14 protein-coding genes and 1 pseudogene are annotated in these 13,864 nt (G+C 70.1%); 5 read left to right on the top strand and 10 right to left on the bottom strand.

Translation table 11 applies throughout. The annotated features are described in order from the left end of the window. The first annotated feature begins 51 nt into the window (after nucleotides 1-51). Nucleotides 52-1,410, top strand: a complete 1,359-nt coding sequence (locus tag OG718_RS03740; protein WP_328843230.1) for an NAD(P)/FAD-dependent oxidoreductase — start codon at nucleotides 52-54, stop codon at nucleotides 1,408-1,410. On the opposite strand, the gene OG718_RS03735 is transcribed toward OG718_RS03740, so the two are convergent. The 3 genes from OG718_RS03735 to OG718_RS03725 form a co-directional block, all read right to left on the bottom strand. Further along, on the bottom strand, nucleotides 1,400-1,930 hold the full coding sequence (locus OG718_RS03735; RefSeq protein WP_328843229.1) for a hypothetical protein: 531 nt from the start codon (nucleotides 1,928-1,930) through the stop codon (nucleotides 1,400-1,402). The genes OG718_RS03740 and OG718_RS03735 overlap by 11 nt on opposite strands. 213 nt (nucleotides 1,931-2,143) lie before the next feature. Next, nucleotides 2,144-2,395 carry a hypothetical protein gene (locus OG718_RS03730; RefSeq protein ID WP_328843228.1) on the bottom strand — a complete coding sequence of 84 codons (252 nt, stop codon included), beginning with the start codon at nucleotides 2,393-2,395 and terminating at the stop codon, nucleotides 2,144-2,146. 204 nt (nucleotides 2,396-2,599) lie between these two features. Next, entirely contained in the window at nucleotides 2,600-3,034 is a 435-nt protein-coding gene (locus OG718_RS03725) for a cupin domain-containing protein (RefSeq protein WP_328843227.1), read from the bottom strand. A gap of 264 nt (nucleotides 3,035-3,298) precedes the next feature. On the opposite strand from OG718_RS03725, the gene OG718_RS03720 reads away from it, so the two are divergent. Next, on the top strand, nucleotides 3,299-4,156 hold the full coding sequence (locus OG718_RS03720; RefSeq protein WP_328843226.1) for an RNA polymerase subunit sigma: 858 nt from the start codon (nucleotides 3,299-3,301) through the stop codon (nucleotides 4,154-4,156). A gap of 7 nt (nucleotides 4,157-4,163) precedes the next feature. On the opposite strand, the gene OG718_RS03715 is transcribed toward OG718_RS03720, so the two are convergent. Beyond that, a complete protein-coding gene (locus tag OG718_RS03715; RefSeq protein WP_328843225.1) occupies nucleotides 4,164-5,090 on the bottom strand; it encodes an RNA polymerase sigma-70 factor in 927 nt (308 codons plus the stop codon). A 348-nt stretch (nucleotides 5,091-5,438) separates the two neighbouring features. Between OG718_RS03715 and OG718_RS03710 the strand changes: the two genes are divergently transcribed. Beyond that, nucleotides 5,439-5,717 (top strand): WhiB family transcriptional regulator, encoded by a 279-nt coding sequence (locus OG718_RS03710; protein ID WP_328843224.1) that lies wholly within the window; start codon nucleotides 5,439-5,441, stop codon nucleotides 5,715-5,717. A 145-nt stretch (nucleotides 5,718-5,862) separates the two neighbouring features. Here the strand turns inward: OG718_RS03710 and OG718_RS03705 are convergent, their stop codons facing one another. Both OG718_RS03705 and OG718_RS03700 read right to left on the bottom strand, forming a co-directional pair. After that, entirely contained in the window at nucleotides 5,863-6,612 is a 750-nt protein-coding gene (locus OG718_RS03705) for an SDR family oxidoreductase (protein ID WP_328843223.1), read from the bottom strand. A 110-nt stretch (nucleotides 6,613-6,722) separates the two neighbouring features. Next, entirely contained in the window at nucleotides 6,723-8,453 is a 1,731-nt protein-coding gene (locus OG718_RS03700; protein WP_328843222.1) for an FAD-binding protein, read from the bottom strand. 164 nt (nucleotides 8,454-8,617) lie between these two features. Here OG718_RS03700 and fdxA point away from each other — a divergent pair. Beyond that, nucleotides 8,618-8,923 (top strand): annotated as a pseudogene (gene fdxA / locus OG718_RS03695) (ferredoxin); the annotation flags it as partial. An 85-nt stretch (nucleotides 8,924-9,008) separates the two neighbouring features. Here fdxA and OG718_RS03690 read toward each other — a convergent pair. Together OG718_RS03690 and OG718_RS03685 are read right to left on the bottom strand one after the other, a co-directional pair. Further along, nucleotides 9,009-9,506, bottom strand: a complete 498-nt coding sequence (locus OG718_RS03690; protein WP_328843221.1) for an Ohr family peroxiredoxin — start codon at nucleotides 9,504-9,506, stop codon at nucleotides 9,009-9,011. 122 nt (nucleotides 9,507-9,628) lie between these two features. Continuing rightward, nucleotides 9,629-10,525 carry an RNA polymerase sigma-70 factor gene (locus tag OG718_RS03685; RefSeq protein WP_328843220.1) on the bottom strand — a complete coding sequence of 299 codons (897 nt, stop codon included), beginning with the start codon at nucleotides 10,523-10,525 and terminating at the stop codon, nucleotides 9,629-9,631. Nucleotides 10,526-10,752: 227 nt separating this feature from the next. Here OG718_RS03685 and OG718_RS03680 point away from each other — a divergent pair, with 227 nt between their 5' ends. Further along, nucleotides 10,753-11,346: a DUF5134 domain-containing protein gene (locus OG718_RS03680; RefSeq protein ID WP_328843219.1), complete on the top strand. Its 594-nt coding sequence runs from the start codon at nucleotides 10,753-10,755 to the stop codon at nucleotides 11,344-11,346. 8 nt (nucleotides 11,347-11,354) lie between these two features. Here OG718_RS03680 and OG718_RS03675 read toward each other — a convergent pair whose 3' ends face one another. Then, nucleotides 11,355-12,740 (bottom strand): aldehyde dehydrogenase family protein, encoded by a 1,386-nt coding sequence (locus tag OG718_RS03675; RefSeq protein WP_328843218.1) that lies wholly within the window; start codon nucleotides 12,738-12,740, stop codon nucleotides 11,355-11,357. Next, nucleotides 12,740-13,840 (bottom strand): phenazine antibiotic biosynthesis protein, encoded by a 1,101-nt coding sequence (locus OG718_RS03670; RefSeq protein ID WP_328843217.1) that lies wholly within the window; start codon nucleotides 13,838-13,840, stop codon nucleotides 12,740-12,742. Before OG718_RS03670 ends, OG718_RS03675 begins: the two co-directional genes overlap by 1 nt. Between the last annotated feature and the right edge of the window lie 24 nt (nucleotides 13,841-13,864).

The following is a 13,864-nucleotide window of genomic DNA, read 5'->3' as shown; positions in this document are numbered from 1 at the left end:
AGTGCCGACGATCGGTCTACAGGGTGAAGACCGAGAGGAACAGAGGACACCGTGCGTGAGATCTTGATCGTGGGCGGCGGCTACGCGGGTTTCTACACCGCCTGGAGCCTGGAGAAGAAGCTGCGGCGGGGTGAGGCGCGCGTCACCGTCGTCGACCCCCGTCCGTACATGACGTACCAGCCGTTCCTGCCCGAAGTCGTGGCCGGCTCGGTGGAGGCGCGGCACGCCGCGGTCTCGCTCCGACGGCACCTGCACCGGACGCGTCTGATCGCGGGCTCGGTGACGGAGATCCGCCACGGCGCGCGCACGGTCACGGTCCGCCCGGAATCCGCGCTGCCCTTCGACCTGCACTACGACGTGCTGGTGGTGACGGCGGGGGCGGTCACACGGACCTTCCCGATCCCAGGGCTGAGCGATCAGGCGTACGGACTGAAGCATGTCGAGGAGGCGGTCGCGATCCGCGACCGCCTCCTCACCTCGTTCGACCGCGCGGCCGGCCTGCCGCGCGGGCCCGAACGCAGCAAGCTGCTCACCGTCACCGTCGTCGGTGGCGGATTCTCCGGAGTGGAGGGGTTCGGTGAACTGCTGGCACTGGCGACCGCGTTGCTCAAGCAGTATCCGGAGATCGACGCGGACGAACCGGCCTTCCACCTGGTCGAGGCGCGGGACCGCATCCTGCCTGAGGTCACCGACCGGCCGGGTGCCTGGGTGGTGCGTTCACTGGAGAAGCGAGGGGCGCGGGTGCACCTGAACACCCAGCTCGTCTCGGCCGAGGACGGACGCGTGCGGCTGTCGGACGGCACCGAGTACGACTCGGGTCTGCTGGTGTGGACGGCTGGCAACGCCGCCAACCCGATCGTGCACAACCACACTGACCTTCCCGTCGACGAGCGCGGACTGCTCACCGTACGGGCGGATCTGCGGGTCACCAAGGACACCGAGGTGGTGCCCGACGTCTGGGCGGCAGGTGACGATGCCTCGGTGCCTGATCTCGCAGCCGGCCGACCGGGCGCCCGCACCGTGCCCAACGCCCAGCACGCCGTCCGGCAGGGCAAGCGTCTGGCCAAGAACGTCCTGGCGTCCCTGCGCGACCGACCGGCCAAGGACTATGTGCACCGCAGTCTGGGCGTGGTGGCCACGCTCGGGCTCGGCCGTGGCATCTTCCAGTACCGGGGCCTGGTCATCAAGGGGTTCCCGGCGTGGCTGATGCACCGTGGGTATCACGTCCTGGCCATACCGAGTTGGGAACGCAAGGCTCGTGTGTTCGCCGTGTGGGCCACTGCTGTTCTCTACGGCCGCGACATCGTCTCGCTCGTCTCGGTGCAGCACCCGAGGGAGGCCTTCGTCTCACACGGCGAACCGCGCCGGAGTGAGGAGCCCGCGGAGCCCGGAGGCCGGATCAGCGCTTGACGCCGCGGTAGAGCCCGCGGCCGACCCGCTGGACGCGCGAGGCGCCGACCAGACGGTCGAGTGTGCTGCGGACGGCGTTGATGCTGCCGCTGTCGGTGTCGCGTCCCAGAGCGGACGCGACGTCGCGGGCGCGGATTTCGGCGTCTCCGGCCTCCGCGAAGTAGGCCAGGATCTGTTCCGTGAGCTTGCCGTACGTCTTACCGGCGTCGTCGCCGTCGTCGCTCCGGCCGGCCTTGGCAGGGGGCTCGTCGGCCGGAGCGGCAGATGCCGTGGCTCGCGCGGGCTTCGGCTTCGCCGGAGACGGCGCGTCCACGGGACCGGAGGGCGTGGCGGCCGGGCCGGCGCTGGGCATGAGGGCCTGAAGGGCGTCGAGTGCCCGCTGCACGGAACCGAGGTGGGCGGTGACCGCGGCCAGTTCCCGCTCCAGCGCCTGCTTCTGGACCTCCAGCCGGGCCAGGTCCTCCTGGAGACTCTCGGTAGTGCTCTCGATGTTGTGCGCCGTCGGGGTCACGGAGACCATGGGTTCCTCTCGTCCTCAACCCTTTGTCCTGGCGGGACCGCTCGATGTCCTGGCCCGCCACCCGGCGCGGCACCGGGGGGATGCTGCCGAACATCATATGCAGCGGCCCCGCCGGTACGAGAACAGAGTGGGCAGGCCCACGGAGAACACACTGTTTCTCGCGGAGGCGGGGTGCCGGCCCGGCTGATCGGCGCGATCCGCCCGCACGGGCCGTCAGGGACGGCCCGTGCGGGCGGGGGCGAGCCCCGTGTCGCTCCCTTCGTCCGCCGGCGCCTCGGTGTCGCCGGATCCGGCCACGGACCGCGCCAGCCGTCTGATCTTCTCGGACACCGCGTGGATCTGGGTGTCCACCTCGTCGATGGCCTCCCGGAGCACACCCAGCCGTCCCTCGAGGACGGCGGCCTCCGCGGCCAGCGAGACGGTGACGGCGGCGGGATCGGTCCGGCGCTCAGCGCTTCGAGTCATCCGCGCGTCCCTCCTCGACCTGTGTCGGAAGTCCGGTGGACGGGCTTCTCGGGACCAGCGGTCGCTCGGACGCGGCTGATGTATGTCCCTGCCATGCTCCTCCTTCGTCGCCGCGGGGCCCGGAGCAGAGACCGCCGCGAGCCGTCGATACCGCATTGACCGGGTAGTGACGGGAGCTGTGACAGCCGTCGTACAGCTGCCGCGTTACGGCAGTTCGCAGCCGGGGGACGGAGCGTCCTGGGAGAAGGGGGCGCCGTGCGGCAGGACGTAGAGAACCTCCAGGACGACGTCCGTCGCCCCCCGGTTCTCGCCGATGTGCACGTGATCCGCGCCCGACGGCTCCTTCAGGAAACTGCCCTTCTTGTACACGCCGTCGGACGTGCAGGAGGCGTTGAAGTGACTCAGTGTGCCGTGCTTGACGTAGGCGTACAGGGTGCCGTCGTGGTAGTGCCACCCGGTCGCCTGGCCGGGAGGAATGGTGATCTCGCGGAGGACGTAGTCCGTGTCGCCGACGGTCCGCTGGGCCAGGACCTTGCCGCTGACGCCGGGGCCGCCGGGGGTGGCCTGGGCGGCCCCCGGAACGAGCGAGAGCCCTATGAGGGAGGCTCCGACGACAGCGGCACGTGCTGAAGTGCGCATGATGATTCCCTTCGGAAGGTGAGTGTGAGGAGCGGCCCGGGGTAAGGAGACTCCATGGGCAGCCTGTACACACGACACACTGTATTGCCACTGAGTGAGACAGAAGACCGCAGGCCGGTGTGACAGTGTGTTTCGTTGCAGAGATGTCAGCATCTCTCCCACTTCTCGGTGCGGCGGGCTCACCGACCGGGGAGCGGGACCCGGCGGGTAACGTTCCGTGCGCCGCGGCCGCGGTGGCAGGGCCGTGCGGAAGGGGGAGTCGGTATGGAGCACATCGGTGACGCCATGCCGCTCGCGGAACTGCTCGACGAGCGGCGGCACTTGGTGGAGGTCGCGCACTGGATGCTGGGCAGCCGGGTCACGGCCGAGCGCGTCACCGACGAGGCGTACCGGGAGTGGTACGGGCTGTCCGACGGCGAGCGGTCGCGCATACGGACGCCGCGGACCTGGCTGACCCACGTCGTGGGCGGCCTCGCGCTGGCACGATTGGCCCCGCTCGGTCCGGACGGTGACGCGTGTGGTTCCGCGCACCGCCGGGGACCGTGCGAGGACGGGCTGGAGGTGCTGCTGCGGGCGGCGGACACGTTGTCACCGGCGCAGAGAGCCGCGTTCGTGCTCGACGGTGTCTTTGGAGCGTCCGCGTCCACGGCACCGGGCGGCGGGGTGCGATCGGTGCCGGTCCGCGCCGACCCGGCGGTCACGGCCCGGCAGGGTCTGCGCGCCCGAAGCGGCCGACCGGCATCGCCGCGTCGACAGGAGAAGATCGCGCGGGCCGTACGGCAGGCGTGCGCCGACGGGAACCACGACGGTCTCCGAGCGCTGCTGACCGACGACGTCACCGCGTACTTCGACGGCGGCGGCAAGGTCCGCGCGCTCACCAGGCCCGTCACCGGCGACGAACACGTCGCCCGGAGCCTGCTCACACTGCTCTCCGCCCGGCCGCGGACCACCGTGGACACCTGGCCGGTCAACGGACGCACCGGACTGGTCGCCCGCTACGACGAGCGGGTTGCCGCCGTGATCACCCTCGACCTGGTCCACTCCCGTGTCGCCCAGATCTGGGCAGTCCTCAACCCCGACAAGCTGCGCTCCTGGAACAGCCCTGCCCCTGAAGGCATTTGACTGCACGTCAGAGAGAGCTGTAGGCCGCCTCGCGCGAGCCCGAGCAGGAGCGGAGGAGAGCGGCGATCTTGCTCGGGTTGAAGACCCACATCACCTGATGGATGCCCCGGTGCGTGGCCGCGACGGTCATGAAGGTGCAGGCCCGGCCGTCGCGGTACAGGACGACTCCGCCGCGACCGTTGGCCTCGACCGTCTCGACCTCGACTGTCGGCCAGAACCGCGGATAGGCGGTCGACAGGTTCGCCACGCGGGCTCGGCCGAGGACCGGGACGCGGGCCGCCCCGCGCATGCCGTTCCCGTCGGACAGGCTGACCGCGTCCGAGGTGAGCAGCGCTTCCAACGAGGCGACATCCCCGTGGCGGGCTGCGGTGACGAACGCATCGAGCAGTCTTCGGTGCTCGGTGGCGTCGACGCTGTCCCGCTGGTCCTCGGTGAGGTGCTTGCGGGCTCGGCTCACGATCTTGCGTACGTTGACGGGGCTGAGTCCCAGAATCTGTGCGATCTCGGGGTAGGGGTAGTCGAAGGCCTGCCGCAGGACGTAGGCGGCACGCTCGGTCGGGGGGAGCTTCTCCAGCACCAGGAGCAGGGCGAGTTCCAGCGCTTCCGCCCGTTCGGCACCGGCCTGCGGGTCGTTGCTGGTGTCGATGGGTTCGGGTAGCCACGGGCCGATGTAGGTCTCACGGCGGACCCGGGCCGATTGGGCCACGTTGATGGCCAGTCGTGTGGTGGCGCTCGACAGGAAGGCCACGGGGCTGATCACCACGGCCCTGTCGGTGTGCTGCCACCGCAGCCACACCTCCTGGACGACGTCCTCGGCCTCCACAGCACTGCCCAGCACGCGATAGGCGATGCCGAAGAGGCGCGGTCGGAGCTTCACGAAGACGGACACGGCCTCATGCAGGTCGCCTTCTACGGGGATCGCCTCTGGATGCATGTCCTTCGGTCTCCGTTCCTGTTGCCCGTTCTTGACGGAGGCGGTGAGGACGCCGGGACCACCCGGGCGCCGGTGCGTTCACTCGGGGCGCCTCCGCTCTAAGAGACCGAGCAGGCGGACGCTTCGTTACAGGTGCGCGACGCACTTTGTGCCGGAACTTCACGACCCGCCGCCGGCCCGGCGCCGAGGTCACACATGGACCGATTCATCGGTCCTTCCCAGTGAAGGGTGGTGCTCTGCCGCCTGCGTGTGAGGTGGCGGCGCGCTGCCGGCCGCTTTGCCCACGCCTCCCCCCACGTGACGAGCCACCCCCCGAACAGTGTTCGTTCCACACTCAGGAGGTGTTCCATGGATTGGCGCGACGGGAGCCTGTGCCTACGAGAAGACCCGGATCTCTTCTTCCCGATAGGCAACATCAGGAGTGGCCAGACAGCCCTTCAGATCGACGAGGCGAAGGCGGTGTGCCGCCGGTGCCCGGTGGCGGAGCAGTGCTTGTCGTGGGCCGTCGACGTGGGCCCGGTCGAGGGCATCTGGGGCGGTACGACGGAAGGAGAGCGCCGCGCCATGCGACTGCGGACGATGCGTCGGCCTACGGCGACGGTGACGGTGACGGAAGCGGCTGCGTGAGCGCGGTGCGAACGATGTCAGGGTGGTCCCGGGAACGGGACCACCCTGAAGTCTGTGGTGAAGGGAAGGGACCCGCCGTGACGCGGTGCGCACGGCAGGCCCCGGCCTGGGGCAGGCTCCCCAGTGCTGGCTGCCCGGTGACGACTCAGCCCTGCTGCTGCGCGAGCCAGTCGGCGAAACGGGTCTCCGCGATGTGCGCGTCCGGGCGGGGGAGCAGCGTGGTCTCCTGCAGTTCCGCACCGAAGTACGGCGCGTGCACGTCGGACACGACCTTGCGCGGGTCGTTCTTGGCGGCCAGGCCCTTGCCGATCAGCTCGTCCAGCTGGAACACGTCGGGACCGGCGACCTCCACCACCCCGTTGACGGGGGTGCCGACGGCGGTGCGGCCCACGGTCGCGGCCACGTCGTCGGAGTAGACGGGCCGGATCTTGACCGGGGCCAGACGGACGGTGTCACCGTCGGTCGCGGATTCGGCGATGCCCTTCATGAACTCGAAGAACTGCGTGGCGTGCACGATGGAGTACGGGATGCCCGAGTCCTTGATCAGCTCCTCCTGCGCCTGCTTGGCACGGAAGTAGCCGCTCTCCTGGAGCCGCTCCGTACCGACGACGGACAGGGCCACGTGGTGGGTGACACCGGCGTCCGCCTCCGCCTTGAGAAGGTTGGTGGTCGAAGTGCGGAAGAACTCCATGACGGCGTCGTCCGCGAAGGAAGGCGAGTTGGAGACGTCGACCACGACCGAGGCGCCCGTCAGGACCTCGGCGAGACCCTCGCCCGTGAGGGTGTTGACACCGGTGTTGGGAGCGGCCGGTACGGCCTCATGGCCGTGCTCCTTGAGCTTGGCGACCAGCTTCGAGCCGATCAGTCCGGTACCGCCGATGACGACGACCTTCATGAGGGAATCCTTTCGGAGTGCGTGATTGTCGCGAGGACAGGGTTTGTAAGGAAAGACCGGGTTCACATGTTTTGTGTGACAAGGTCGCCATACGTCCGGCCGGTTTCCGGCTATTCGACGAGCTTTCCCTCGGTGGAGACCTCCGCCATGAGCGAGGCGATCTCCTCCGGAACGGGAGGAATGCTCTCGTGGGCGACACCGGTCTTCGGGGACCAGACGAGGTTGACGCGGAACGCGGGGTCCGTCTCGGGGAAGTCGCTGCGGTTGTGGCAGCCGCGGGTCTCCCGGCGCTCCAGTGCCGCCTCGAGAGTGGCGCGCGCGGCCAGGGCGGCCGACTTCAGGTCGAAGGCGTGGGCGAGGTCCTGGAAGCCGGCGATGTCGGGGTGGACTCCGACGTTCTCCATGCGCTTCTCGATGAGGTCCAGCTCCGCCAGACCGGCGCGCAGACCTTGCTCGTCCCGGACGACGCCCGCGTGCTCGGTCATGGTGTTGCGGATGGCGCGCTGCAGGGCGCGGACGTTCTCGGGTCCGTCGGCGGCGAGCAGCTCGTCGACCTCGGCGCGGGCCCCGGCCATGGCGGAGGCGCTGCGGGGCTGTGCGGTGAGTGATTCCGAGTAGGCGGCGGCGGCCTGACCGGTGATGCGGCCGTAGACCAAAAGCTCGATGAGGCTGTTGCCGCCCAGGCGGTTGGCGCCGTGCAGTCCGCTGGCGGCCTCGCCGATGGCGTACAGGCCGCGGACGTCGGTGCTGTGGTCCTCGGGGCGGACCCAGACACCGCCCATCGAGTAGTGGGCCGTGGGGGCTACCTCGATGGGATCACGCGTGATGTCGAGCATCTGCAGTTCAAGGAGCGTCTGATAGACCCGCGGGAGCCGCGCCATGATCGTCTGGCGGGGAAGGTGCGAGACGTCGAGCCAGACGCCGCCGTTGGGCGTGCCGCGCCCCTCCTTGATCTCGGTGTAGGAGGCCAGCGCCACGCGGTCGCGCGTGGACAGCTCCATGCGCTCGGGGTCGTAACGGCTCATGTACCGCTCGCCCAGGGCGTTGCGCAGGACGCCGCCCTCGCCGCGGGCCGCTTCGCTGACCAGCGTGCCGGCGGCGTTCTCCGGCTCGATGATGCCGGAGGGGTGGAACTGCACCAGTTCGGGATCGCGCAGCCTGGCCCCGGCCTCGACCGCCAGCCGGAAGGAGTCGCCGGTGTTCTCGTCGCGCCGCGAGGACGTGCGGCGCCAGATGCGCGTGTGACCGCCGGCCGCGAGGATGACGGCGTCCGCGTGGATGAGGTAGCGGGTGCCGTTGCTGAGGTCGAAGCCGTAGGCGCCGAACACCGCGCCGTCGTGCACCAGGAGGCGGGTGATGTAGACGCTGTCGAGCAGGGGGATGTCCAGCTGGCTCGCCCGCCGGACGAGCGTGCGCTGGATCTCCAGGCCCGTGTAGTCGCCGGTGAAGGCGGTGCGCCGGAACTTGTGCGCGCCGAAGAAACGCTGTGAGATGCGGCCGTCCTCCTCACGGGCGAAGGCCATGCCGTATCGCTCCAGGTCGTCGATGCCCAGGGCGGCGCCCTGGGTGACGATCTCGGCCGTACGGGGGTCACCGAGCAGGTAGCTCTCCTTGAGCGTGTCGGCGGCATGCTGCTGCCAGCTGTCCTCGGGATCCATCGTGGCCAGGGCCGCGTTGATCCCACCGGCGGCCAGTGAGGTGTGGGTGTCCTCCTTGGCACGTTTGCCGACGGCGACAACGTCGACGCCGGCCTCAGCCAGCTCGATCGACGCCCGCAGGCCGGCTCCGCCGGTGCCGATCACCAGCACCGTGGTGGCAAGACGTTGTTCGGTAATGGCCACGATCACTCCCGTCGCTCTGGGTGGGTCACGGACAAGTGACAAGTCCGGGCGACGGTTTGTGACATGGGTGCCGATGTAGTGAGCACCGTGCGTGTGCAGGTGTCACAACTTTGCGGCGTCGTCGGTCACCTGGGTAAGCCTGAAGCCCGGAGAGGAGCAAGGGGATGACGTATGTCATCGCGCAGCCCTGTGTCGACATCAAGGACCGGGCGTGCCTGACCGAATGCCCGGTGGACTGCATCTACGAGGGCGTACGCACGCTGTACATCAACCCCGACGAGTGCGTCGACTGCCACGCCTGCGAGCCCGTGTGCCCGGTGGAGGCGATCTTCCAGGAGGACGACCTGCCGCAGCACTGGGCGCACTACCGGTCCGTCAACGAGGAGTTCTTCGACGGCGGTTCGCCGCAGCGGCGTGGACCTCGTCGGGCGCCCGGTGACCATCCCCTGGTCGCGGCCCTGCCGCCGCAGCACGTGCGCAAGAAGGAGATCTCCGGGTTCACCGTCCGCAAGGAGGAAGCCGCCGACGTGGATCCGTGGTTTCCGCTCTGACCGGTCAGGGAGCGAGTGTGATGGTGGTGGGGGTGCCCCTCCAGGCCATGCGTGCGTACGGACACAACCCGTCGGCCCGCTCCATCAGGCTCGTGGCCGTCTCGCGCGGGACGCCGGGCCACCGCACCACCAGGTCGACGTGGAGCAGATAGCCGCCGTCCTCGGGATCACGTCCGAACGCGACGGTCGCCAGGACTGAGATAGCCGCGGGGTCGAGTGCCTCCTGCCGCGCCAGGAGGCTCAGCGCGCCGTGGAAGCAGGCCGCGAAGCCGGCCGCGAACAGCTGCTCGGGGTTGGTCCCCTGGCCGCTGCCGCCCAGCTCGGCGGGCATCCGCAGACCCAGGTCCAGGGCGCCGTCGGACGAACGTGCCCGGCCGGAGGCCCGCCCGTGCGAGGCCGCACCACCGTCGACGGTCACCGTCGTCGTGTAGATGGGCGAGAACTCGTCCCCGGTGAAGTCCTTCTCGGTGGACAGGGCGGGCAGCTGGATCGGATCGGTCACGGCATGACTCCGAGTCGTCGTGGTGAGGCGTCCGTCGTGCAGTTCGGGCCGGACTACTGCATGACCGAGGAACGACCGCTCCTGTGACGCCGGCCGTGAGCGACGGAGACGCCGAGGGCTGGTCAGTCCTGCAGGGAGGCCACGTAGGGCGCCAGTTTGGCCGGGTTCATCACCCACATGACCCGGTCGATACCCTCCTCCGAGACGTCGAGGGACAGCAGACTGACGGGTTCCCCGCCGGAGGAGATCAGCACCGCCGGCAGACCGTTCGCCTCGACCCACCGGATGTCCGTCTGCGGCCAGAAGCGCGGGGCGAAGGCCACGAGGTACCGCGACACGTGGGTCCGTCCGACCACCGGGATCCTGGATGCGCCGCGGATCCCGCCGCCGTCCGAGTAGCTGACGACATCGGCGGTCAGAATGTCCTCCAGGACCGACAGCTCGCCCGTCCGCGCCGCGGAGAGGAACACCTCCAGCAGGCGCCGGTGGGCGGTCCGCGTGACGCGCGCCGTGCGCTCGGCGGCCAGGTGCTTGCGCCCCCGGCTCACCAGCTGGCGTGCGTTGGCCTCGGTCGTCTCCAGGATCTCGGCGATCCGGCCGTAGGGGTAGTCGAACGCCTCCCTCAGCACATAGGCGGTGCGTTCCACGGGGTTCAGCTTCTCCAGAAGCATCAGAACCGCCAGCTCCAGAGCCTCGGCACGCTCCGCACCCAGTTGCGGGTCCTCCGTGGTGTCGACGGGATCGGGAAGCCACGGCCCGACATAGGATTCCCGGCGCACCCGCGCGGACTGAGCCAAGTTGATCGCCAACCGTGTGACGACCGTGGTCAGGAAGGCCGCCGGTTCCTTCACCTTCGTGCGGTCCGTGTTCTGCCACCGCACCCATGTGTCCTGCACGACGTCCTCGGCCTCCACCATGCTGCCCAGTACGCGGTACGCGATGCCGAAGAGCTGGGGGCGTACCGCGAGGAAGTCCTCCATCGCTTGATCAAGGGCGTCGGGGTGGCTGCCAGCGTGCATGAAGAGTCCCTTCTGGCTTGTGCGCACCATGTTACAAGCGGCGCTGCCGGTCGATTTCCTGGCCGACCGCATGCCCGCGCCCGACATGTCTCCTGCGTCACACCGTGGTACTCGTTCCTTCTCCTCGGCCCTGATCACGTCACGTTCCCTCCGTGTCACGGATGGATCGCGCACCCGGTCATGACTGCGTACGACAAGGGACCAGGAAGGCACACACAGTGTGGGAAATGACGTCCATGCGTACACCCGTCGACGTCGAACAGGGCCTGCTCACGGTGCTCTTCTCCGTTGTCGCGGTGCACGCGCTGTGGCAGGGCCTGCGGCCCCGGGGCACCGGAGGCCGTGACAGGGTGGACCACCTCCTGCACGCCGCCATGGCCGCGGCCATGGCGGCGATGCCCTGGAGCCTCGGCCGCTCGCTGCCCGGTTGGACAGCGACGCTCCTCTTCACGGCCGCCGCTGTGTGGTTCCCCCTGACGGCCTTCGACCGCCGCCCGGCGCACGCCGTTGCGGCGATCACCGCACAACTGCCGTCCGCCGTGGGCATGGCGGCGATGGCCTGGATGCTGCGCCCGTCCCACGGCCGGGAGCACGTCTCGGCCGGATCTCTCGGCGACGCCGCAGGAGCGGCCACGGTGGTCACCGCCGTGCTGACGTCGTATCTCCTGGCATGCGCCATCCGGTTGTTGACTCGCCCCATGCCATCGCTCCGGTCCGACACCGACCGCGCGCACGGCGCCGCACCGACGGATCCGTACGGACAAACGCGCCACGGAGCCATGGCGTTGGGGACTGCGTTGATGCTGGTCATGCACCACTGAGCTCCGGTTCACAGCGTGCCGACGACCGCCTTGCTGCGCATCAGGAAATCCGACAGATAGCTGTCGTGGGGCACGCCGGGAGCCATCCAGTAGGTCGGGTGGTCGCCGACGTACACATTGGCGATGGTGGGTTCCGCCAGCAGCGCGTCGAGTAGGGCCCGGTCGCGGGTATGGGCCGAGAGGACGAGCGTGTCCCGCAGCGGAGCGATGCCGTCCGTACGGTTCCAGGGCGCCACCCACACGCAGGGGAAGGGCAGTTCGGTCCGTAGTTGCTCGGCGTCGGCTCGGTCGACCTGGTGGACCGCGGGGCGCAGCGCGGCACTTCCGTCGCCGAGATCCTCCACGATGCCGTCGCCGCCGAGCCAGGGCCGGGTCCCGGCCGCCACGAACCGCAGGTGGGAGTCGAGAGCCCGGGCCCGGTCCAGGCCGCACACCGGAAGCACCGCCCGCTCGTCCTGGGGCGGCAGACCGGGCAGCCGGGACAGGCGGGCCGCGAGGGCCTGGGCGAGCGGTGCCGGATCGCCCTCGACGAGCACGGCGGTGGCGTTGACGCACGCGGTGCCGCCCTCGTCGGCGACCGACGCGACGATCGTGTCGAGGTGCCGGCGCCAGTCGGTGTCCGCGGTGACGAGGATCTTGCTCCGGCCGGGCCCCTGGGGCAGTACGCGGGGATCGCCGGCGTACCGGGCGACCACGTCGTCGCCGCCGTACACCACCGCGCGGTCGGCGCCGCGGATCAGCGCGTCGGCGGCTCGATGGTCCGTAGGAAGCAGCACCAGTTGGTCCTGTCGGACACCCGCGCGGTGCAGCGCGGCGACCAGCCGGTGCGGGGTGAACGGCTCGCGCCGCGACGGGCGTACGGCGACGCGGTAGCCCAGGGTCAGGGCCTCCAGCCACAGCCGGTGGACACCGGGGTGGTTGCCGGAGGCGTTGACCGCGAACACGTCACCCCGTCGTGCCCAAACGGCGTGCCCGGCACCCGCGCGCTCGCGGCCGGCGAGCGTCCCGCGCGGCCTGCCCTGCTCCGCGGACGAGCGCGCCAGAGCGACGAAGCGCGCCGTGCCCCGGGTCGCGGCGCGCACCACCGGGAGCGGAGTTCCGCAGGTGCGGCTGACGAGGTGCTCGTACTCGCCTACGTCCAGGCCGCCGACGGTGGCGGTGGCGAACTCCTCGGCGGCCGCCTCAAGGAGTGCGTCGACACGGGCCGCCGGTACGGGCTCGGCCTTGCGCAGCGCGGACAGCGTCCGGGTCACGTACACCGGCGGCACCAGGCTCAGCCGCGCCACCTCGGCGCCGGTCACGTCCTGCACCGCGCTCGGTACCCGCGTCCGGTAGGGACCGCGGGGGCCCAGCGCGTCCAGATGGACCGGCGGGAAAGCTCCGGTGGCCGTCATCAGTACACGCCCTCGATCACCCGGTCGCCCTCGACCGTGGGGACCGGTGCCACGTCGGCCACGGCGTCCCCCGCCTGGCCGTCGACCGGGCGCACGCGCAGGGCCGTGTCGCGTTCCGCGTTGTTGGGAATGAGCATGGACTTGCTGACGTGGCTGACGATCACCTGGCCGCGTTCACCGAACCCGACCGGTTCCCGGGTGCCGGGGGTCACGACCGACAGGAACACGTACGGCGACACCGGATCGAACACGCAAGGCTGGGCGGCGCTGAGACCGACTCGCTCGAGGAGCGCGGTGAGCATCATGGTGTTGCCGTACATGCCGACAAGAGGGGTGTCGGGGAAGACGTCCGTGGCCAGCAGGTGGCGGGTGTCGGGGTCCATGTGCGTGCCGCCCCAGACGATGGCCCTCACCGAGCCGTTGATCCGCTCCAGAAGGTCGTCCTCCCGGGCGAAGCGCTCCAACAGCGGGGTGGTGGCGGCGAGCACGCCGATGTCCTGGGTCGACAGAATCCGCCGGCACTGGTCGACGAGGTGGTCGGTGTAGGACTCGACCTCGTCGCTGCGGCCCGCGGCGACCAGTTTCCTCACCCACCGCGGGTCCATGTCGACGCTCAGCCCCGGACCGCCCAGGGACCGTGCCGCCCGCTGCAGGACGTCCCCCACCAGGTGCGGGCCGGTCGGCGCCACGGTCAACCACTGGGTACCGGTGGGCAGGCCGTGGGCGCGCAGCCGCCGGTCGACCTGCTCCGTGCTGTGCGACACCCAGTCGTCGAACTGGACGACCCGCTTCGGTGCCCCGGTCGTCCCGCCGCTGTCGAAGACGTTGACCAGCCGGACGTCGCTCCCGTAACCGCGGGGGACCAGGTCCGTCACCGGGACCTCCCGCAGTTCGTCGGTCAGATCGGGGAAGAGGGCCAGATTGGCCACTCCCTTGACGTCGTGCCGGGGATCGAAACCGAGTCGGTCGGCCCGGTCCAGCCAGTAGCGCGAACCGGTCGCCGGGTCGAAGTGCCAGCGCATGGCCGCTCGTACGAACTCGTCCGGGTCGACGCCGTCGAACGGGCCGGCGTTAAGGATGGCAGGGGGCTCGGGGGTCATGGCTGGTCCTTTCTTGGCAGATGA

Source organism: Streptomyces sp. NBC_00258, assembly GCF_036182465.1.
GTDB lineage: Bacteria > Actinomycetota > Actinomycetes > Streptomycetales > Streptomycetaceae > Streptomyces.
The sequence above is the reverse complement of the archived record's forward strand: the minus strand, read 5'-3'. Positions and strand labels throughout refer to the sequence as shown.